This window comes from Soehngenia sp. (assembly GCF_055108775.1).
In genome coordinates this window covers 36,192-56,794 of sequence record NZ_JBSQIL010000003.1, presented here as the reverse complement: position 1 = coordinate 56,794, position 20,603 = coordinate 36,192, and the positions used below count along the sequence as shown (strand labels likewise).

Sequence of the window (20,603 nt, the reverse complement as noted above, 5' to 3'; positions counted from 1 at the left end):
CAAAGTTTCACACTGTTTAGTTTTCTTGGTTCGCTGTCGCTCTTTTGGCGACTTTGTTAGTATAACATCTTCTATTATATCGTGTCAATACCTTTTTTAAAGTTTTTTATATTTTTTTGTATTCGTGAATATCAGTATTTTTTAAACATATTTAATTAAATCTTTTTAGTTGATCTAACTCAAAAGTCCATTGAGGTGTGACTAATTTATCATATCCCTTTAATGAGTACCAAGGGCTTATATCTTTGTCATTTGGATTTAATAGAATTTGGGTCTGTTGTGCTGGCATATATGATTGAGCTAATAAGAATATCTTTTCTCCATTTTCATTTTCTGCCATGTCAACTACTATAACAGCATGGCCAGGGCTTCCTCCAACGATGAATACATCTCCTATTGTCATATCATCTATGCCTACGCTTTCCAATTCATTTTCTAAGGACAATGTGCTTGAGTATGCAAATACTATGTCCATAAAATTCCTAAAATCTTCATAAGTGTTGGAGGCTTCAGTTTTCTTGTAGTAACTTGCATTGTTTCCTTCAACTTTTATTCTGTTTCCTTTTATCCACTCGCTGTATTTTGCTTCAAAACCTGATACAAAATTAAACTTTATTTCTTCAAATTTTCCTATTGAATATAGGTATTCAGCTCTTAGTAGCATTATTGCATCTGCACACTGGTGAAGATCTCTATCTCCAATATCTACATCTAAAACACTCTCGTAGACATTTCCAAATGGTTTCTCTCTTCCATCGTAATAGAGCGCTTTTTCTCCATAGGGTTTCAATTTTTGGTTCCTCAAAAATTCTCCGAAACTATTCTCATCAACATCTATTCTTTTAAATCCTTCGGGTGTTTTGTATCTTTCTTTTATGGTGTTTCCATTTTCATTTAAGATTTCATAGACTTTTTCATTAGCGGAATTTTCCACTTCATTTTCATAAACTATATCTTTTTCTGCTACATTATCGCAGCCTGTTAACACTAAAATCATTGCTATAAGAAACAAAACTCTTTTCATTACCTAATTACCTCCTTTACAGCTTTTTCTATTCTATAAAGAGCCTCCTTTAATGTTTTTTTAGTGCATCCAATATTTAGTCTTACAAAATCTTTGTATTTTTTAGAAAAACTGCTGCCTGGATTTACTCCTACTTTTGCTTTGTTAATGAAAAAGTTCATTAGCTCCTTATCCTCCAATCCCAATTTGCTGCAATCAAGCCAGACTAGGTAAGTGCTTTCTGGGCGAAGTGGTTTTATTTGAGGGATCTTTTCATTGAAGTAATCTATACAATAGTTGAGATTGTCCTCTAAATACAAAATTAGCTCATCAAGATAATCATCGCCATTATTATATGCTTCTTCTAAAGCAATATTTCCAAATATGTTGCCTCCAGCTATATGTGATGTGTCCAATGAAGCGTTAAATAAATTTAAAAGTTTTTTGTTGGGTATTATTATTGCAGAGGATGCAAGTCCCGCTAGACTAAAGCTTTTACTTGGTGATATGCATGTAATTGTAGAGTTTTTAAGTTCTTCTGATAAAGAAGCTATAGGTATGTGCTTGTGGTTTTTATATACAATGTCTGAGTGTATTTCATCTGATACTATGATTATATTGTTTTCGTAGCATATCTTTCCTAGCTCTAATAATTCATTCTTTCCCCAAACTCTTCCAGTAGGATTGTGTGGACTGCATAAAATAAGCATCTTTACTTTATAATCAAATTCTCCATTTGACTTAAATATTTGCCTTTTTAAATTTTCTAAATCCATGCAATAGCGATTATTTTTAAATGTCAACTCATTGTCGATTATTTTTCTGCCGTTTCCTTCTACGACTGATCTAAACGGAGGATAAATTGGCGATTGAATTATCACTTTATCTCCAGGGTTTGTAAATGTGTTTACGCATGTGCTTAGTGCTGGTACTATTCCTGGACTAAATGTTATCCATTCTCTTTCTATTTCCCATTGATGTCTTCTCTTAAGCCAATTCTTAACTGATTCATTATATGAACTACCTCTAAATGTATATCCAAAAACTCCATGGTCAGCTCTTTTCTTTATTCCTTCTATGACTTCTATTGGTGCTTTGAAGTCAGTGTCGGCAACCCACAATGGTATGATGTCATCTCTTCCAAATATATTTTTTAAATTATCCCACTTAACTGAATTAGTTCCTTTTCTGTTTACCTCTTCGTCAAAATTATATTTCATTTTTTATCCTCCTAAGGTCTCTTTATCTTTATTATATCAAAAAATACAAAAGGCAATCACTCAAGTTTAACTAGAGTAATTGCCTAATTGTTTAATTTAATGTTTTATCTATTTCTTTCCTTATCTTTTCTAGTACTCTTTTTTCTATCCTAGAAACTGTCATCTGTGATATATTCATGCTTTTTGCTATGTTTACCTGAGTTTTCTTATTGAAATATCTTTCGACAAGTATCTCTCTTTCCATGTCATTTAATTTTGCCATTGTTCTCATTAAAAAATCGTTGTTTTCAATTCTATCAAAATAATAGTCTTCTTCACCAATTAATTCTGCTAAATTTACTTCCTTATCTTCACTTTGAGAATCATATGTCACATCTAGTGATTGAGGTGTATAAACTTTACTAGCTTCCATTGCTTCCAATACTTCTTCTTCAGATACATTTAGATATCTTGCTATATCTTCAACTGTGGGCACTCTTTGGAGGTCCTGACTCAATTCATTTTTAGCTATATTTATCTTTTTAGATAGTTCTTGAATTCTTCTAGGTACTCTTATAGTCCAGCCTTTGTCTCTAAAATACTTTTTTATCTCTCCAATGATTGTTGGAGTAGCAAAACTTGAAAACTCATATCCCTTGTCTATGTCATATCTATCAATTGCATAGATTAGTCCTATGCTTGCAACTTGAAATATATCATCGTATTCTATTCCTCTATTTGCATACTTTTTTGCAAGTATTTCTGCTATATAAAGATTTTTTTCTATAAGGATATCCCTGATTTCTTTAGTAGGATTTTCTTTATACATTCTAAATAATTCTTTAGTATCTTCTTTTTGATGATTTATATTGTTTTTAGTTCCTCTATGGTCCATAGGATACCATCCTTACTAAATTATTGACTTAATTAATCTTATAGAATTTTTAGAGTATTCTACTTCATCTGCTAAAGATTCAATTATCATCTTGCTCAATTTTTTTTCTGATTCATTTATTTCATCAATATCTAATTCTCCATCTAATTTTATCAATATTTCTAAGACATCATCAACAACTTTAAATTCTATATCAAGTTTATTAGTATTTTCTGATGAAAGTGTTAATATACATGATTCACCTACTAATACTTTTATATCTTCTAAGTCTTCTATGTTAAATCCTAGCTTACTTGCTATTGCAGATGATGTTAGCCTTATTAAGCTTATATAATCAGCCTTTTTAGGAACTATAAGTTGTATTGTATCATTATTCATTTTGTTCACCTCTAAAAATAAATAGGCTATCCAGTTTTGTGATATCAAACAACTTTCTGATGTTTGGCTTTATATTGTCTATATAAATTTTATATTGAGTATCCTGAAGCATCTTTAAAAGACCTATCAATGCTCCTAATCCTGTTGAATCTATATATTCAAGATGTTCACCATCGATAACTAAATCTGCATTTTTTTGTTCAAATGATTTTAATACTATATCTCTAAATTCTGTTGATGTATAGATGTCTATTTCTCCAATCGGCTTAATTATCCATTTTCCTTCATCATAGTTGAATTCTGCTTTTGTTTGCAAAGCCATATCCATCACTCCTTAAAATTTATCCCTCAACATATTTTGCCACAGCGACTACTCTATCATCATTCATCTTCATTAAAGTTACTCCTTGAGTGCTTCTGCCCATTACAGATATATCTTTAATTTGCAGTCTAATTATTGTTCCATTTAGTGAAATAATCATAACCTCATCTTGATTGTTTACTACTTTAGCTGATACTATTTTCCCAGTTTTTTCTTTTATGGAATAAGTCTTAATTCCTTTGCCGCCTCTTTTTTGAGTTTTGTATTCATTTAATTCAGTTCTTTTCCCATATCCTTTTTCTGTAATGACAAGTAGATATTTGCTATCTTCTGCTATATCCATGGATACAACCTCGTCATCTTCTTTTAATTCAATTGCTCTTACTCCTGCAGCATTTCTTCCCATCACTCTTACATCTTTTTGGCTAAATCTTATTGCAATACCATTTTTGGTGACTATTATTATCTCGTCATTTTCTTTTGTTAGTTCAACATTTATTAGTTCATCTTCTTCTTTCAATGTTATAGCTATCATACCACTTTTTCTTATGCTGTTAAATTGTTCTAGCTCAGTTTTTTTGATAGTTCCTTTTTTAGTCAACATCACCATATTTAAGTCTTCACTGAATTCATCAACAGGAATTACTGCTGTTATTTTTTCTTCAGGATTTATATTTAATAGGTTTACTATTGCTGTCCCTTTAGCTTGTCTGCCTGCTTCAGGTATTTCATATGCCTTTAGTGAGTAAACTCTTCCTTTGTTTGTAAAGAATAACAAAGTGCTGTGTGTCGAAGTAATAAATAAGTCCTCAACAAAATCATCATCTTTCTTTGTTAAAGCTATTACTCCTTTGCCACCTCTCTTTTGAGGCTTGTATGTCCCTTCTGGCATTCTTTTTATATATCCTAAATGAGTAAGGGTTATTACAACATCTTCCTCTGGTATCATATCCTCTATGTTTATTTCCTCTTTACTATGCATAATTCTTGTTCTTCTTAAATCAGAATATTTATCTCTTATTTCCAATAATTCTGTTTTTATTATGTCCAATACAAGTCTTTCATTTACAAGTATTTCTTTATATGAATTTATCTTCTTAATCAAATCTTCGTATTCTTCTTCTAATTTCTCTCTTTCCAGTCCTGTTAATCTTCTCAATCTCATATCTAAAATTGCTTGAGCTTGAATTTCAGATAATGTAAAGTTATTCATCAAGCTTTCCTTAGCTTTTTGATCATTTGCTGAACTTCTAATTATCTTTATTATTTCATCTATGTGATCAAGTGCAATTCTCAAACCTTCAACTATATGGGCTCTCTCTTCTGCTTTTCTTAAATCAAATTGTGTCCTTCTTCTTATTATCTCTTTTTGATGATTTAAATAATGCTCTAAAATCTGTTTTAAATTAAGTACTTTTGGTTCTCCGTTTACTAAAGCTAGCATTATTGTTCCAAAAGTAATTTGCATTTGTGTGTGTTTGTATAGATTGTTTAATACTACATTGGCATTTGCATCTCTTTTGAGTTCTATTACTATTCTCATGCCTTCTCGGTCTGATTCATCTCTTAAATCAGAGATGCCTTCTATTTTTTTATCTCTAGCTAATTCTGCAATTTTTTCTATTAAGTTGGATTTGTTGACTTGATATGGGATCTCAGAAACTATTATGCTTCTTTTCCCCTTAGAGTTTTCTTCGATTTCAGCTACAGCTCTAATGGTTAATTTGCCTCTACCTGTTCTAAATGCTTTTTTAATGCCTTCTTTTCCCATTATTATTCCACCTGTTGGAAAATCAGGCCCTTTTATTACTTTCATCAAGTCATCAATGCTAATATCTTCATTATCTATCAGCATAATTAATCCATCTATGACTTCCTTTAAGTTGTGTGGTGGTATATTTGTAGCCATTCCTACTGCTATCCCCGATGATCCATTTACCAATAAATTTGGAAATTTGCTAGGCAATACTACTGGTTCTTTTAATGTTTCATCGAAGTTTGGCATGAAATCGACGGTTTCTTTTTCTAAGTCTCTCAACATTTCCATAGCTAATGGTGTCATTTTTACTTCGGTATACCTCATCGCAGCTGCTCCATCGCCGTCCACACTACCGAAGTTACCATGCCCATCGACTAGAGGATATCTAGTGTTAAAATCTTGAGCTAATCTTACCATAGCTCCATAGACAGATGAGTCTCCATGTGGATGATATTTACCAAGTACATCTCCAACTACCCTAGCTGATTTTCTATATTGTTTGTCTGGTGAAAGATTAAGCTCGCTCATAGCATATAGTATTCTTCTGTGTACTGGTTTTAATCCATCTCTTACATCTGGCAATGCTCTACTTACTATTACGCTCATAGCATAATCTAAGTAAGAATTTTTCATCTCATCTTCTATATTTATTTCAATCAGATTCTCTTTGTTTTCTTCCATATTTACCTCCTATATGTCAAGATTCTTGACATATTTAGCATTTTGTTCTATAAATTCCCTTCTAGGCTCTACTTTATCCCCCATAAGTGTTGTAAATATCTCATCTGCTGCGACAGCATCTTCTATTGTCACTTTATAGAGAATTCTATTGTTAGGATCCATTGTTGTATCATATAGCTGGTCGGCATTCATTTCTCCAAGACCTTTGTATCTTTGAATAGTGTAGTTGCCTCTACCTATTTCGTCTAGATACTTTTCAAGTTCTTTATCCGAATAACAATAATGCTCTGTTTTACCCTTTGATACTTTATATAGTGGTGGCTGTGCAATGTATACATGACCTTTTTCTATCAAATCTTTCATATATCTGTAGAAAAAAGTCAATAAAAGTGTTCTTATATGCGCTCCATCAACGTCTGCGTCTGTCATGATTATTATTTTACCATATCTAAGTTTTTCAATGTTAAAATCTTCACCAATACCTGTGCCAAAGGCTGTTATCATAGCTTTTATTTCTTCATATCCAAGTATTTTATCGATTCTAGCTTTTTCTACATTCATTATCTTTCCTTTTAATGGAAGTATTGCCTGAAATTTCTTATCTCTTCCTTGCTTTGCACTTCCACCAGCTGAATCTCCCTCTACTAGAAAAACTTCTGTTTCATTTATATCATTTGATTGACAATCTGCTAATTTCCCAGGTAGAGTTGTATTATCCAACACGCTTCTTTTTCTTGTCAAATCTCTTGCTTTTCTTGCAGCTTCTCTTGCTCTTTGAGAATTGATAGCTTTTTCCAATATAACTCTAGCTGTTTTAGGATTTTCTTCAAAATAGCTAGATAGATATTCATATGTCAAGGTATCTACTATTCCTCTAATTTCGGTATTTCCTAATTTTGCTTTTGTTTGACCTTCAAATTGGGGTTCTGGCAATTTTACAGAAAGTACTGCACTTAAACCTTCTCTTACATCATCTCCAGTAAGATTTTCATCTTTTTCTTTTAGAAAGTTATACTTTCTAGCATAATCATTTATACTCCTAGTAAGTGCAGATCTAAATCCTGATAAGTGAGTTCCACCTTCTATCGTATTGATATTATTAGCAAAAGACAGCATTGTTTCTGAATAAGAGTCGGTGTATTGAAGTGCTAGTTCTACTGTAACAAAATCTTTTTCCTCCTCAAAATAAATGACTTCTTTATGAAGAGGATTTTTATTTTTGTTTATATATTCGACAAATGATTTTATTCCTCCAGTATAATGAAATTCTTTTTTGACATTGTTTCTTCTATCTTCTAGAGTTATTTTTATTCCTCTGTTTAGGAATGCCATTTCTCTGAATCGATGTTCCAATGTTTCAAAGTTAAATTCTACGGTTTCAAATATTTCATCATCTGGCAAAAAATGTATAGTTGTACCAGTCTCATCTGTTTCTCCAATTTCAGTGAGTTCTGTTACAGCTATACCTCTTTCAAATTTTTGCATATATTCTTTTCCGTTTCTTCTTACTTTTGCAATAAGCCACTTTGAAAGTGCATTTACTACCGAAACTCCAACTCCATGAAGCCCTCCAGAGACTTTATATGCTGAATTGTTAAATTTTCCCCCTGCATGAAGTATTGTCAAAACTGTTTCTACTGTGGATTTACCTGTTTGAGGATGTATCTCTACAGGTATACCACTTCCATTGTCTTTTACTGATACTGAACCGTCTTCATGTATTATAACTTCTATTGTATCACAAATTCCTGCTAGTGCTTCATCTATACTGTTATCTACTACTTCGTAAACTAGATGATGAAGTCCCTTTGGTCCAGTTGAGCCTATATACATTCCAGGTCTTTTTCTTACGGGTTCAAGCCCTGTCAATACTTGTATTTCATTGGCTGTATAATGCCTATTGTTACCATTGTTATCTATTGCCATCTATTTCCCTCCATATTAGCTCTTTATATATGTTCCATCTTCTATTTTAATCTTTGTTGTTTCTAAAGAAGACAGATCCCCTATGCTATTTATATCAGTTGTTGTTATAAAGGTTTGAACATTTTTAAAAAGCCTATTTAAGTAGTTTTTTCTATTTTCATCTAATTCTGAGTAAACATCATCTAAAAGTAATATTGGATAATGATTAGTTTCATTTTTAATTAATTCAACCTCTGATAGTTTGATAGTCAAAACAGCTGATCTTTTCTGTCCTTGTGAGCCAAATACTCTAGCATCTTTTTCATTTATGATTATGAAAATGTCATCTCTGTGAGGCCCTATTTGTGTTGTTTTTGCTTCTAAATCCATTTTTTCATATTCTCTGAGCATTTTTAAAGTTTTTTCTTGTATTTCAATAGGATCTTTTTTATCAAATTTTACTGTTGAAAAATATTGAAATTTAATTTTTTCTTGATTTGCAGTGAATTCAGAATGTATCACTTTTGAAAATTCTTCAAGCCTTTCTAAGATAAGCATTCTCTCTATTATTATTGTGCTAGCTAATTTTGACAACTGTAAATTGAATATATCTATTAAATTCCTATCAATTTTTATGAGGTTTTGCTTTAATAAATTATTCCTTTGAAATAGTATCTTGTTATATCTGTTTAGGTTGTATTGATATGTTGGTTTTAAGTTTGATATTAAATTATCAATATAATTCCTTCTTACATTTGGTCCATCTTTTATTAAATTTATATCATCTGGGGAAAATACCACAGATTTAAAATTATCATATAGCTCTTTTTGATTTTTTACATCTTTTCCATTTATTCTCTGTTTTTTAGAATAATTTTTATCTAATTTTATCTCTATTAGCTTTTCAAAATTCTCCCCTAATACCTTTGCCCCAACATATGCTTTATCTTTATTGAAATTTATCATTTCTTTTTCTCTGCTGGTTCTGAAAGATTTTCCTGTAGATACTAAATTTATGGCTTCTAATAGGTTTGTCTTTCCTTGAGCATTATCTCCATAAATAATATTTATATAGGGAAAAAATTCTATAGTTAAGTTGTAGTAATTTCGGAAATTTATTAACCTCAATTCGTATATATTCAAAAAATACACTCCTTAAATTAAAAGCACAATTAATTATACCACAACATAAATTTTATCATTTACTTCTATTTTGTCATTTATTCTCAATTTTTTTCCTCTTTGTTTGCATATTTCTCCATTGACCTTTACCAATCCATCTTGAATCATTATTTTAGCTTCTCCACCTGTTTGTGTAATGCTTGCTAATTTTAATAATTGCTCTAATTTAATGTATTCTGTATTTATTTTAACCTTTTCCATTTTTTCACCTCTTAAAAATCATCTTGAGCTAATCTAACTGGTAATACCAAATAGATGTATTTTTCATCATCTTTTGCTCTCATTATGCAAGGATTAAGGCTGGAAATAAAATTAAGCTCTATATCTTCACTATCTATAACTCTAACACCATCTATTAAATATCTTGAGTTAAATGCTATGTTTAAATTCTCTCCGTCCTTTTTTATGATCTCTATTTGTTCAAATACATCTCCCATCTCTGAATTGGATTTTATTGTTAAATAATCATCTGTAACTGAAAGCTTCACTAGATTTGCTCTCTGTTCTCTTGATAATAGACTAGCTCTTTCTAATGAATCAAGTAAATCTTTCCTTTTTACAAGTATCGTTGTATTGTGGTTTGTTCTTACAATATCTTTATAATTAAAAAACTGCCCTTCCAAAAGCTTAGAATATATAACTGTATCATCTAAAGTAAATACTATTTGTCCGTTTGCTATAGCCAATGTAACATTTTTATCCACATCTTCGATTATTTTATTTAATTCATTCAAAACTCTTGCTGGAACAATTAGTTTTAAACTTTCTGATATTTCAATATTCTCTTTTCTCATAGATAGCCTATATCCATCAAGGGATACAAATGTTAACATGCCATCTTCTATTTCAAATAGAACTCCTGTCAATACTGCCCTTGATTCATCCTGTGATGTGGTAAATGAAGTCTGTTTTATTGCGCTTTTTAAAATATTTTGAGGTATATCGAATTTTGCTGTTTCTATTACTATTGGAAGTTCTGGATAATCATCTCCAGGATATGAAATTATGTTAAAATCTGAATTCTGACACTTTATATTTACATGGTTGTTTTTTATATCAAAATATATTGTATCGTTTGGTAATCTTTTTACAATATCTCCCAATATTCTTGAATTTATAACAACTTTTCCTTCTTCTATTACATTTGCATCTAATATTGTTTCTATGCTTATCTCTAAATCTGTGGATGTAAGTTTTAATCTGTTATTTTTTGCATCAATGAGTATCCCTTCTAGAATTTGAAGAGTTGATTTATTTGAGATACCTCTTTGTGCTATATTTATATGTTTATTTAGTTCATTTTGCGATACTGAAAATTTCAAGGCACTTCCTCCTTTATAGTATATTAGAATTAATAACAATAGTAGTAATAGTAGTAGTACATGTTAATATGTGGATAAGTCATTTTTCAGTTGAAATCATATTTAATATGAAGTTTAATAACATGTGGATAAGTAAAATAATTGTTATAAACTATCAACATGTTATTTCTTTAAATTTTCTATTATCTTTTCTATTTTATTTTTAAGACTTAAGTCATTTATCATGTCATTAGATATTTTATCGTATGCATGTATAACTGTTGTATGATCTCTTCCACCAAATTCATCGCCTATCTTAGGTAGAGATAAATCTGTCAATTCTCTTGTTAAGTACATGGCTACTTGTCTTGGAAAAGCCACTTCTCTAGTTCTTTTTTTAGAGTCAAAGTCGTCAATTCTTATATTGAATTCTTTTGCTACTACGTCTTTAATAAGTTCAACAGTGATTTCTTTCTTTTTTTGGCTATTTACGAGGTCTTTTAGTGCTTCTTGTGCTAATTCTTCTGATATAACTGCATTTGTCAATGATGAGTAAGCAACGATTTTAATAAGAGCTCCTTCTAATTCTCTTATATTAGAATGAATATTGTTTGCAATTAAATGAAAGACTTCGTCAGGTATATTTAGATTTTCTATATTGGCTTTTTTCTTAAGTATTGCTATTCTAGTTTCAAAATCAGGGGGTTGTATGTCTGTTATCAAGCCCCATTCGAAACGAGATCTAAGCCTATCTTCTAGTGTAGGTATTTCTTTTGGTGGACGATCACTTGATATTATGATTTGTTTGTTTGCTTCATGTAGAGCATTGAAAGTATGGAAAAATTCTTCTTGAGTTCCTTCCTTTCCGGCTATAAATTGAATGTCATCAACTAGAAGAACATCTACATTTCTATATTTATTTCTAAACTCTTCATTTCTATACTCTCTTATAGAATTAATGAGTTCGTTTGTGAATTTTTCACTTGATACATATACTACTTTAGCTTTTGGATTTTGAGATAATATATAATGACCTATTGCATGCATTAAATGTGTTTTCCCTAATCCTACGCCACCATATATAAAAAGTGGATTATATGCTTGAGCTGGTGCTTCAGCAACTGCTAAAGATGCTGCATGAGCAAATTCGTTGCTTTTTCCTGTAACAAATGTTGAAAAAGTATATTTAGGATTTAACAGTTTTTTAAAATCAGGTTCACTAACCTTATTTTCTTTCTTTACTACTTCTATATTTGGTAATTCATCTCCAGGTACTATGAAATTAATTTTATAATCTTTTTTGCAAACTTCTTTTATTGCATTTTTTATTAAATTTAAGTACCTTCCTTCTAAAATTCCCTTTGTAAAGTCATTTGGAGCTGCTAAAGTTATTTCATCATCACTTAAGGATATAGGTTTTATGGTTTTAAGCCATGTGTTAAAGCTAACTTCTGTGAGTTCAACTTTTATTAAATTTAGCACCTGATCCCAAAGCTCATTTAATGATAAATTCATTAATAATACCTCCTAATATTTCATGTTATCCACAAAAATTATAAAAATTCTAAAATATGTGGATAATGTTGATAAAATATCAACTTTTTGTGGATAAATAGAAATTTTTATTAAAAAAATAAATAATCCACAGAATTAACAGTTTAATATTGTGGATAAAATTAATTTATAAATTAAATATTCGTAACAAAAAATCGATAAATAATTTAAAGTTATGCACAAACTATCCACAAAATGTGCATAACTTTAAACTATCCACAAGATTTAATACTTATTAACACTATAAATATAATAACAAAAATATACACCATATTCAATAAATTTATCCACAGGCTGTTTAAAAATTATCTACAGGTTTGCATTTTTGATATATTATATATATTATATTAGTAGAAACTGAACTAAAATTATATTTCTTGACATGTTTCTACCTTATACATATAATTTAAGATAGTGTTTTATGCTATAAAATAGGTATTAGTATCAAATATACTTGTTATCCTACATAAAGGAGGTGTTTTATGTGAAAAGAACGTATCAACCTAAAAAAAGACAAAGAAGTAAAGAACATGGTTTTAGAAAGAGAATGAAGACTAGATCAGGTAGAGCAGTGTTAAAAGCAAGAAGAAGAAAAGGGAGAAAGGTGCTTTCCGCTTAGGCCGCTAGATAGTGGCCTTTTATTAAAGGCCTAGGGTGGTTTATCTTAATGAAAAAAATACACAGATTAAGAAAGAATACTGAATTTAAAAAGGTTTATGTAAAGGGTAAAAACTATTGGAATAGAAATTTTACACTTTATATAAAAAAAAATGAATTGAATTATACTAGGTTTGGAATAGTAGTCACAAAAAAATTGGGGAAAGCTGTGGTTAGAAATAAAATAAAAAGAAGATTAAGAGAGATTAACAAAAATCTTTTACCATATGTAAGTGAAGGATATGATATTGTACTTATTCCAAAGAAGAATACTTTAGACTTAAACTATGAAGAACTACAAAAATCTGTTGAGCACCTATATAGTTTAGCCGGTATTTTAAAAAGGTGATTCAATGAATAATATAGTGATTTACATTATAAAATTTTACCAAAATTATATATCTAAGTATATATTGGTTGGTAAACATTGCAGGTTTTATCCTACTTGCTCAGAGTATTCACTCTTGGCATTTCAAAAATACGGATTTTTTAAAGCAAGTTATCTAAGTATAAGAAGAATACTAAGGTGCAATCCATTTCATGAAGGAGGATATGACCCACTTAAATGAACGGGGGGTTTATAAAATAAATGATTGATTTTCTTGGAAACATAATGGGTTCTATTCTAAGATATGTATATACATTTGTAAGTAGCGTATTACCTAGTGAACCATCTATTATATCGTATTATGCTATTTCTATCATAATTACATCTGTTATTTTTAAGCTCATTTTATTACCATTAAGCCTTAATCAAGTCAAATCGAGTAGAAAAATGAGCGAACTTCAGCCTTTGATTAAAGATATACAGACAAAATACAAGAATGACCCGAAAACTATGCAAATCAAAATGCAGGAATTATACAAAGAACACAAATACAATCCAGCTTCAGGTTGTCTTGTATTGATTATACAGATGCCTATAATTTTGGCATTTTTCGCAGTATTTAGAGATCCAAGTATGTATGCTTTTACAGATCCTGAAATGTATCAAAGCATGGCAAAGAACTTTTTTTGGATTAAGGATTTAGGATTACAAGATCCATATCTTTGGGGATTGCCACTATTAGCAGGTATAACGACATATTTACAGAGTGTTACTATGATGAGTGCTAATCCAAATGCTGATCCTTCTACACAATCAACACAGAGGATAATGAATATTGTTCTTCCATTTATGATATTCTTTGCTGCAAGAGGTTTTTCAGCAGGACTTGCTCTTTATTGGGTAATTAGTAATATATTTAGTATTGTTCAACAGCTTATAGTTAACAGATCCGTTAAAAAAAGTGTGGAGGCAAAATAAATGAAATTTGTTATAAAGTCATCCAAAACAGTTGAAGATGCATTAAATGAAGCGCTAGTTGAATTGAATGCAACAAAAGATGAGGTAGAAGTAGAAATATTGGAAGAGCCATCAAAGGGATTGTTCGGCATAATTGGTGGGAAAGAAGCAAAGATAAAAGTAACTAAAAAAGATGACCCTAAGAAGATAGCACAAACTTTTATGGAAAATTTATTAAATAAAATGGATATTGAAGCTGATTGTAATGTAACTTTAGAAGGAGAAGTCATTCAAGTTGAAATAGTTAATTTATCTGATGATGATATAGGTGTTTTGATCGGAAAAAGAGGAAGTGGCCTTGACTCTATACAATATTTATTGAATTTAGTGGTAAATAAAAATGGTGAAAATTTGTATAAGACATTAGTTGATGTAAATAATTACCGAAAAAAGAGAGAAGAGGCATTAGTAAACTTGGCAAATAAGATGGCTAAAAGAGTATTGACATATAGGAAACCAGTAAAATTAGAACCTATGAATCCTTATGAAAGAAGGATAATTCATTCGACTTTGCAAAACTTCGATGGAATCACTACTTATTCTGAAGGCAATGAACCATATAGAAGGGTTGTTATAACTTTAAAAAAATAAAGTCCACTAGGACTTTATTTTTTTACTTTAATTTGCAAACAATGTATAATGAGATATATTATAATTAATTTATATAAATTTTGAGGTGATTTTATGGATCAAACAATTGCTGCTATATCGACAGCAGTTGGTGAAGCAGGAATAGGCATTGTAAGATTAAGCGGTAAAGATGCTATTAATATAGGGAAAGAAATTTTTAAAAGCAATAGAAAAAATTTCGAATTTGAAAACAAAAAACTTCATTATGGTCATATTGTTGATGATAAAAAAGTCTTAGACGAGGTTTTGATTGCTTTTATGAAAGCTCCAAATACCTACACAAGAGAGGATATGGTAGAGATATATTCTCATGGTGGAATAATTCCTGTTAAAAAAATTTTGGAGCTGTGTTTGAAGAAAGGAGCTAGACTTGCTGAAAAAGGAGAATTTACAAAAAGGGCTTTCTTAAATGGAAGGCTTGATTTAACACAAGCTGAGGCGGTAATCGACATAATAAAAGCAAAATCTGAAAAGAGCTACGAGGTTTCATTGAAACAACTTGAAGGAAGTATAACTAAAGAAGTTTTAGAGATCCAAGATATTTTGGTAAAAATGATGGCATTTATTGAAGCTAACATAGATTTTCCTGAAGATGAAATAGAAGAGATTTCTCACAAGGAATTGTTGGAAGATTCAAAAAAGGCAAAGGAAAGAATAAAGAGATTAATAGATAGTTTCGAAAGAGGAAAGATACTGCGAGATGGGTTGAATACTGTAATATTAGGTAAGCCGAATGTAGGTAAATCATCTCTTTTAAATGCGATACTAAATGAAAATAGAGCTATAGTGACAGATATACCAGGCACAACAAGGGATATAATTGAAGAATATATTAATATAGATGGCATTCCATTGAAACTTGTCGATACTGCTGGCATTAGAGAGACAGAGGACTATGTTGAAAAAATAGGCGTGTTAAAGACTAAAGAAACTTTAAGCAAGGCAGACTTGATTATAGCATTGTTTGATGTATCTTCTCCTCTTACAGAAGAAGATAAAAGAATTATGGAACTAGTAAAAGATAAAAAGACTATAATAATGTTAAACAAATCTGATTTAGAGAGAAAACTAGATGAAAGCTATTTCAAGGTTAATTTTCCTAACGCAAGAGTAATCAATTCTTCTATTACAACAGGTGTAGGTATAGATGAGTTAATAGATACTATAAAAGATTTGTTTTATAAAGAAGATGTAAAAATCGAATCAGATGTTGTATTAAATAATATAAGGCATAAGAATATGCTGCTTAAAGCATATGATACACTGTTGGAATTGGAAGAAGAAATATTAAAAAATGAACCGATCGATTGTTTAGAAGTAGATATTAAGAGCGCTTGGGAGAGCCTTGGAGAAATCACGGGGCAATCTATTTCTGAAGATATATTAGACAAGATATTTAGTGAATTTTGTATTGGAAAGTAAGGAGAGAATATGAGAGATAATATTAAATATAATGCTGGAGAATATGATTGTGTCGTAATAGGAGCAGGACATGCTGGTGTTGAAGCTGCTTTAGCATCTGCTAGAATGGGCCTTAAGACACTTATACTTACGATCAGCTTGGATGCAATTTCAGCACTTTCGTGCAATCCAAACATTGGAGGAACAGGCAAAGGTCATTTAGTACGTGAAATTGATGCCCTAGGTGGAGAGATGGCATTAAATATAGATAAGTCATTCATACAAAGCAGAATGTTAAATTTGTCAAAAGGGCCTGCAGTACATTCACTTAGGGTACAAGCGGATAAGAAAAAGTATCATACAGAGATGAAAAAAACGCTTGAAAATGAGCCTAACTTGACATTAAAACAAGCTGAAGTTGTAGATATAATTTTTGAAAACAATCAAGTAAAGGCAGTGGTGACAAGAACTGGTGCAGTATACAATACAAAAGCATGTGTTGTTGCTACAGGGACTTATTTAGGTGGAAGAGTTTATATAGGGGAAGTAAATTTTGAGTCTGGACCAGATGGAAGATTTCCATCGATAATGCTTTCAAAAGCTATGAAACAAAAAGGATTTTTCTTAAGGAGAATGAAAACAGGCACACCTGCTAGAGTTTCAAGAGATAGCATTGATTTTAGCGTGATGGAAGAACAACCTGGGGATGATGAGATTATACCATTTAGTTTTATGAATATGGGAAAGGAATTTGACATAAAACAAGTATCATGTTATTTGACCTATACAACTGAAAGAGCTCATGAAATAATAAGACAAAATTTAGATAGATCCCCTATGTTTTCAGGGCTAATAGAAGGTGTTGGTCCTAGGTATTGTCCGTCAATAGAGGATAAGGTAGTAAGATTTCCAGAAAAGGATAAACATCAAGTATTCATAGAACCTGAAGGATTAGACACTAAAGAGATGTATGTACAAGGTGTAAGTTCTTCATTGCCTGAAGAAGTACAGATTGAAGTGTATAAAAACATAAAGGGGCTTGAAAAAGTAGAATTCATGAGAACAGCATATGCAATTGAATATGATGCTATTGATTCAACTATGCTAAAAAGGACTCTAGAGCATAAAGAAATTAAGAATTTATTTTTTGCAGGACAAATTAATGGGTCAAGTGGGTATGAAGAAGCAGCAGCACAAGGTCTTATTGCAGGAATAAATGCAAGCCAAAATGTATTGGGTAGAGAGCCTTTTATACTTGATAGATCAGAGGCATATATTGGGGTTTTGATTGATGACCTTGTTACTAAGGGTACGAACGAACCTTATAGAATGATGACATCGAGAGCAGAATACAGGTTGACACTTAGACAAGATAATGCCGATTTGAGATTGACTAAGAAAGGGTATGAATTGGGGCTGGTATCAAAAGAACGATATGAAAAGACTTTAGAAAAAGAGAGATTATTAAATGATGAGTTAGCTAGACTAAAAAAAGTGATATTAACACCCACAAAGGAAGTAAATGAGATACTATATAGCTTAAGTAACAGCACAATAAAAACAGGAATTAGCCTTTATGATCTCCTTAAGAGACCAGAATTGACTTATGATTCCACAAAAGCTTTAGATCCAGATAGACCTAATTTGCCTAAAGAAATCAGAATTCAGGCAGAAATTGAAATAAAATATGAAGGGTATATAAGAAAACAAATGGCTCAAATAGAGCAATTTAAGAGAATGGAAAATAAAAAAATCCCAGAAGATATCGATTATACAAAAATAAAAAGCTTAAGCACTGAGGCAGTCCAAAAGTTAAACAAAATCAGACCAGAATCCATTGGACAAGCATCAAGAATTTCTGGTGTTTCACCTGCTGATATAAATGTTTTATTGATCTATTTAGAACAGCTAAGAAGGAGGACTATTAGTGAGTAATGAATTATTTATAAGCGCTCTTCATAAAATGAACTTAAAATTAGAACCTGATCAATTAAAACAGTTCGAAACATATAAAGATATGCTAGTTCATTGGAACCAGAAATTTAATATAACCAATATAACAGAAGAAGATGAAATATATATTAAACACTTTTGTGACAGTTTGTCACTAGTAAATATTGGGTTATTTGATGGATATAAAAAAGTGATCGATGTTGGAACAGGCGGAGGGTTTCCAGGTCTAGTTTTAAAAGTGTATAACAATGAGTTGGATATGACTTTAATGGATAGTTTAAACAAGAGAATTAATTTTCTAAACGAAGTCATAAAAGAGTTAAACTTATCAATGGTAAAAACTATTCATGCAAGAGCTGAAGAGCTTGCCTTAGTTAATGAGCATAGAGAAAAATATGATATTTCGGTTTCTAGAGCAGTAGCAAGCCTAAATACACTTTCTGAATATTGCTTGCCATTTGTGAAAGTAAATGGTTATTTTATAGCTATGAAAGGACCAGATGTAAAAGAAGAAGTAGACTTATCTAAAAATGCACTTAAATTATTAGGTGGAGAGATTGAAAGAATAGAAGAAGTGAAATTGCCACATTTTGATATTGTTCACACTTTGATAGTTATTAAAAAGATTAAAGAAACACCTAGGAAATATCCTAGACAACAGGGAAAACCTAAAAAGAATCCGCTATGATGATAAATAAACAAAAAATGTTCCACGTGGAACATTTTTTGTTTATTTATTTTTTTTGTATGATATTATATAAGTAAATAGAATTTGAGGTGAAACTATATGAGTAAAGTTATCGCCATATTCAACCAAAAAGGTGGGGTTGGCAAGACCACGACAAGCATAAATCTGTCTGCTGGTTTAGGAAAATTAGGAAAGAAAATATTGTTGATAGATCTTGATCCTCAAGGCAACTCTTCTAGTGGCTTAGGGATTGATAAAGACAATTTGAATGTTCAAATATATGATTGTTTAACAGGAAAATCAAGCATTGCCGAAGCAATAAAACCTACTTCTGCAGAGAATGTAAGCATAGTTCCTTCAAACAATGACCTTGCTGGTGTTGAAATAGAATTAGCTAGAGAAGAAAATTGGGAAAACACCTTAAAAATTATTCTTGAAAGTATAAAGGATGAATTTGACTACTGCTTTATAGACTGTCCTCCTTCTCTTGGAATATTGAGTGTTATTGGCTTAATAGCAGCAGATAGTGTAATCATCCCCATCCAATGCGAGTACTACGCACTTGAGGGAGTAAGCCAACTATTTAGAACAATCGAGTTAGTAAGAAAGAATCAAAATCCAAATCTGGAGTTAGAAGGTGTGGTCTTAAATATGTTTGACGGCAGGACCAATTTATCGATTCAAGTAGTTGAAGAAGTAAAAAAATTTTTTAAAGGCAAAGTTTATACTAGCATAATACCGAGAAATGTAAGGCTTGCAGAATCACCATCATATGGAATGAGTGTACATGATTATGACTCTAGATCAAAGGGAGCTGAGTCATATTTAGAACTGGCAATGGAGTTTTTAGAATTACAAGAAAGTGAATAGAGGTGATTATATGCCACAAAAAAAGACTGGACTGGGTAAAGGATTATCTGCTTTGATACAAGATAAAGAAAGTGTTGATGACTTGATAAGTGATATAACTCGTGGCGAAAGCAAAGTTGTTGAATTAAATATAGAAAAAATAAGGGCAAAAAAAGATCAGCCAAGAAAAAGTTTTGATAAAGAAAGCTTAGAAAACTTAGCAGATTCGATAAAAGAAAATGGAGTTCTTCAACCACTTATTGTAACAAAGAAAGGTGAATATTATGAAATAGTCGCTGGAGAGCGAAGATATAGAGCCTCAAAAATTGCTAATCTGAAAACTCTTCCTTGCATAATCAAAGATATTGACGATGTAACTGCATCTAAAATTGCTTTAATTGAGAACATTCAACGTGAGGATTTAAACCCGATCGAAGAAGCCTATGGATATAGGAGAATAATTGAGGAATATAATTTAACTCAAGAGGAATTAGCAAAAGCTATTGGAAAGAGTAGATCATATATTTCAAATACTTTAAGATTGTTAAATCTCGACAATAGAGTAATTGAACTTATACAAAATGGTGAATTGACAATGGGGCATGGAAAAGTGCTGCTGAGCATAAAAGAAGAAGAAGGGCAGTACAAGAAAGCTTTAGAGATAATCAAGTCCAATTCTTCTGTGAGAGAAACTGAAGCTATGGTAGTAGAGAAAAAGAAAAGACCCAAAACAAAGAAAAAAGATATATACATCAGAGAATTAGAAGACAGACTTATATCTAACTTGGGAACTAAAGTAACTATAACTAAATCAAAAAAAATCGGAAAGATAGAAATTGAATTTTATAGCGATGATGACCTAGAAAGGCTAATTGAGATGCTTGCAAGGTAATGTTCCACG

Annotated in this window: 21 protein-coding genes; 10 read left to right on the top strand and 11 right to left on the bottom strand. The window is 30.9% G+C overall.

Translation table 11 applies throughout. The features are described 5' to 3' along the window. Positions 1–151 precede the first annotated feature (151 nt). The 11 genes from ACTB1H_RS01095 to dnaA form a co-directional block, all read right to left on the bottom strand. On the bottom strand, positions 152–1,024 hold the full coding sequence (locus tag ACTB1H_RS01095; protein WP_463260986.1) for a DUF4846 domain-containing protein: 873 nt from the start codon (positions 1,022–1,024) through the stop codon (positions 152–154). Beyond that, the gene (locus tag ACTB1H_RS01090; protein WP_463260985.1) at positions 1,024–2,223 is read right to left on the bottom strand and encodes a MalY/PatB family protein; all 1,200 of its coding nucleotides are present in this window, start codon (positions 2,221–2,223) and stop codon (positions 1,024–1,026) included. Before ACTB1H_RS01090 ends, ACTB1H_RS01095 begins: the two co-directional genes overlap by 1 nt. A 91-nt stretch (positions 2,224–2,314) precedes the next feature. Further along, positions 2,315–3,097 (bottom strand): SigB/SigF/SigG family RNA polymerase sigma factor, encoded by a 783-nt coding sequence (locus ACTB1H_RS01085; RefSeq protein ID WP_463260984.1) that lies wholly within the window; start codon positions 3,095–3,097, stop codon positions 2,315–2,317. 15 nt (positions 3,098–3,112) lie between these two features. Next, positions 3,113–3,475, bottom strand: coding sequence for an ATP-binding protein (locus tag ACTB1H_RS01080; protein ID WP_463260983.1), 363 nt, complete (start codon positions 3,473–3,475; stop codon positions 3,113–3,115). Next, positions 3,468–3,797: an STAS domain-containing protein gene (locus ACTB1H_RS01075; RefSeq protein ID WP_463260982.1), complete on the bottom strand. Its 330-nt coding sequence runs from the start codon at positions 3,795–3,797 to the stop codon at positions 3,468–3,470. The genes ACTB1H_RS01080 and ACTB1H_RS01075 overlap by 8 nt, the downstream gene beginning before the upstream one ends. A gap of 19 nt (positions 3,798–3,816) precedes the next feature. Continuing rightward, positions 3,817–6,237, bottom strand: coding sequence for a DNA gyrase subunit A (gyrA, locus tag ACTB1H_RS01070; RefSeq protein WP_463260981.1), 2,421 nt, complete (start codon positions 6,235–6,237; stop codon positions 3,817–3,819). 9 nt (positions 6,238–6,246) lie between these two features. Then, the gene (gene gyrB, locus ACTB1H_RS01065) at positions 6,247–8,163 is read right to left on the bottom strand and encodes a DNA topoisomerase (ATP-hydrolyzing) subunit B (RefSeq protein ID WP_463260980.1); all 1,917 of its coding nucleotides are present in this window, start codon (positions 8,161–8,163) and stop codon (positions 6,247–6,249) included. 15 nt (positions 8,164–8,178) lie between these two features. Continuing rightward, positions 8,179–9,285 carry a DNA replication/repair protein RecF gene (recF, locus tag ACTB1H_RS01060; protein WP_463260979.1) on the bottom strand — a complete coding sequence of 369 codons (1,107 nt, stop codon included), beginning with the start codon at positions 9,283–9,285 and terminating at the stop codon, positions 8,179–8,181. A gap of 33 nt (positions 9,286–9,318) precedes the next feature. Then, entirely contained in the window at positions 9,319–9,525 is a 207-nt protein-coding gene (yaaA, locus tag ACTB1H_RS01055; RefSeq protein WP_463260978.1) for a S4 domain-containing protein YaaA, read from the bottom strand. Between the two features lie 11 nt (positions 9,526–9,536). Beyond that, entirely contained in the window at positions 9,537–10,646 is a 1,110-nt protein-coding gene (gene dnaN / locus ACTB1H_RS01050) for a DNA polymerase III subunit beta (RefSeq protein ID WP_463260977.1), read from the bottom strand. A 162-nt stretch (positions 10,647–10,808) separates the two neighbouring features. Further along, positions 10,809–12,140 carry a chromosomal replication initiator protein DnaA gene (gene dnaA, locus ACTB1H_RS01045; protein WP_463260976.1) on the bottom strand — a complete coding sequence of 444 codons (1,332 nt, stop codon included), beginning with the start codon at positions 12,138–12,140 and terminating at the stop codon, positions 10,809–10,811. Between the two features lie 523 nt (positions 12,141–12,663). Here dnaA and rpmH point away from each other — a divergent pair. From rpmH to ACTB1H_RS00995, 10 genes are all read left to right on the top strand, one after another. Then, positions 12,664–12,798, top strand: coding sequence for a 50S ribosomal protein L34 (gene rpmH, locus ACTB1H_RS01040; protein ID WP_135270208.1), 135 nt, complete (start codon positions 12,664–12,666; stop codon positions 12,796–12,798). Between the two features lie 48 nt (positions 12,799–12,846). Beyond that, on the top strand, positions 12,847–13,185 hold the full coding sequence (rnpA, locus tag ACTB1H_RS01035) for a ribonuclease P protein component (RefSeq protein ID WP_463260975.1): 339 nt from the start codon (positions 12,847–12,849) through the stop codon (positions 13,183–13,185). A 4-nt stretch (positions 13,186–13,189) separates the two neighbouring features. Then, a complete protein-coding gene (gene yidD, locus ACTB1H_RS01030; RefSeq protein WP_463260974.1) occupies positions 13,190–13,405 on the top strand; it encodes a membrane protein insertion efficiency factor YidD in 216 nt (71 codons plus the stop codon). A gap of 20 nt (positions 13,406–13,425) precedes the next feature. Further along, positions 13,426–14,142, top strand: a complete 717-nt coding sequence (locus ACTB1H_RS01025) for a YidC/Oxa1 family membrane protein insertase (protein ID WP_463260973.1) — start codon at positions 13,426–13,428, stop codon at positions 14,140–14,142. After that, complete coding sequence (jag, locus tag ACTB1H_RS01020) at positions 14,143–14,772, top strand: RNA-binding cell elongation regulator Jag/EloR (protein WP_463260972.1); 630 nt, start codon at positions 14,143–14,145, stop codon at positions 14,770–14,772. 93 nt (positions 14,773–14,865) lie between these two features. Beyond that, a complete protein-coding gene (gene mnmE / locus ACTB1H_RS01015; protein ID WP_463260971.1) occupies positions 14,866–16,233 on the top strand; it encodes a tRNA uridine-5-carboxymethylaminomethyl(34) synthesis GTPase MnmE in 1,368 nt (455 codons plus the stop codon). A 9-nt stretch (positions 16,234–16,242) separates the two neighbouring features. Next, complete coding sequence (gene mnmG / locus ACTB1H_RS01010) at positions 16,243–18,147, top strand: tRNA uridine-5-carboxymethylaminomethyl(34) synthesis enzyme MnmG (RefSeq protein ID WP_463260970.1); 1,905 nt, start codon at positions 16,243–16,245, stop codon at positions 18,145–18,147. After that, complete coding sequence (rsmG, locus tag ACTB1H_RS01005) at positions 18,140–18,853, top strand: 16S rRNA (guanine(527)-N(7))-methyltransferase RsmG (RefSeq protein WP_463260969.1); 714 nt, start codon at positions 18,140–18,142, stop codon at positions 18,851–18,853. The genes mnmG and rsmG overlap by 8 nt, the downstream gene beginning before the upstream one ends. A gap of 99 nt (positions 18,854–18,952) precedes the next feature. Then, positions 18,953–19,723 carry a ParA family protein gene (locus ACTB1H_RS01000; protein WP_463260968.1) on the top strand — a complete coding sequence of 257 codons (771 nt, stop codon included), beginning with the start codon at positions 18,953–18,955 and terminating at the stop codon, positions 19,721–19,723. Between the two features lie 10 nt (positions 19,724–19,733). Then, positions 19,734–20,594: a ParB/RepB/Spo0J family partition protein gene (locus ACTB1H_RS00995; RefSeq protein ID WP_463260967.1), complete on the top strand. Its 861-nt coding sequence runs from the start codon at positions 19,734–19,736 to the stop codon at positions 20,592–20,594. The last annotated feature ends 9 nt before the right edge of the window (positions 20,595–20,603 follow it).

Bases quoted from the DNA above. Each gene is read 5' to 3' on its own strand.
- ACTB1H_RS01075 (WP_463260982.1), bottom strand. From the start codon at position 3,797: ATGGCTTTGCAAACAAAAGCAGAATTCAACTATGATGAAGGAAAATGG.
- yidD (WP_463260974.1), top strand. From the start codon at position 13,190: ATGAATAATATAGTGATTTACATTATAAAATTTTACCAAAATTATATA.
- gyrB (WP_463260980.1), bottom strand. From the start codon at position 8,163: ATGGCAATAGATAACAATGGTAACAATAGGCATTATACAGCCAATGAA.
- rnpA (WP_463260975.1), top strand. From the start codon at position 12,847: ATGAAAAAAATACACAGATTAAGAAAGAATACTGAATTTAAAAAGGTT.
- ACTB1H_RS01090 (WP_463260985.1), bottom strand. From the start codon at position 2,223: ATGAAATATAATTTTGACGAAGAGGTAAACAGAAAAGGAACTAATTCA.
- ACTB1H_RS01025 (WP_463260973.1), top strand. From the start codon at position 13,426: ATGATTGATTTTCTTGGAAACATAATGGGTTCTATTCTAAGATATGTA.
- dnaA (WP_463260976.1), bottom strand. From the start codon at position 12,140: ATGAATTTATCATTAAATGAGCTTTGGGATCAGGTGCTAAATTTAATA.
- ACTB1H_RS00995 (WP_463260967.1), top strand. From the start codon at position 19,734: ATGCCACAAAAAAAGACTGGACTGGGTAAAGGATTATCTGCTTTGATA.
- ACTB1H_RS01085 (WP_463260984.1), bottom strand. From the start codon at position 3,097: ATGGACCATAGAGGAACTAAAAACAATATAAATCATCAAAAAGAAGAT.
- gyrA (WP_463260981.1), bottom strand. From the start codon at position 6,237: ATGGAAGAAAACAAAGAGAATCTGATTGAAATAAATATAGAAGATGAG.
- jag (WP_463260972.1), top strand. From the start codon at position 14,143: ATGAAATTTGTTATAAAGTCATCCAAAACAGTTGAAGATGCATTAAAT.
- mnmE (WP_463260971.1), top strand. From the start codon at position 14,866: ATGGATCAAACAATTGCTGCTATATCGACAGCAGTTGGTGAAGCAGGA.
- mnmG (WP_463260970.1), top strand. From the start codon at position 16,243: ATGAGAGATAATATTAAATATAATGCTGGAGAATATGATTGTGTCGTA.
- ACTB1H_RS01095 (WP_463260986.1), bottom strand. From the start codon at position 1,024: ATGAAAAGAGTTTTGTTTCTTATAGCAATGATTTTAGTGTTAACAGGC.
- ACTB1H_RS01080 (WP_463260983.1), bottom strand. From the start codon at position 3,475: ATGAATAATGATACAATACAACTTATAGTTCCTAAAAAGGCTGATTAT.
- yaaA (WP_463260978.1), bottom strand. From the start codon at position 9,525: ATGGAAAAGGTTAAAATAAATACAGAATACATTAAATTAGAGCAATTA.
- ACTB1H_RS01000 (WP_463260968.1), top strand. From the start codon at position 18,953: ATGAGTAAAGTTATCGCCATATTCAACCAAAAAGGTGGGGTTGGCAAG.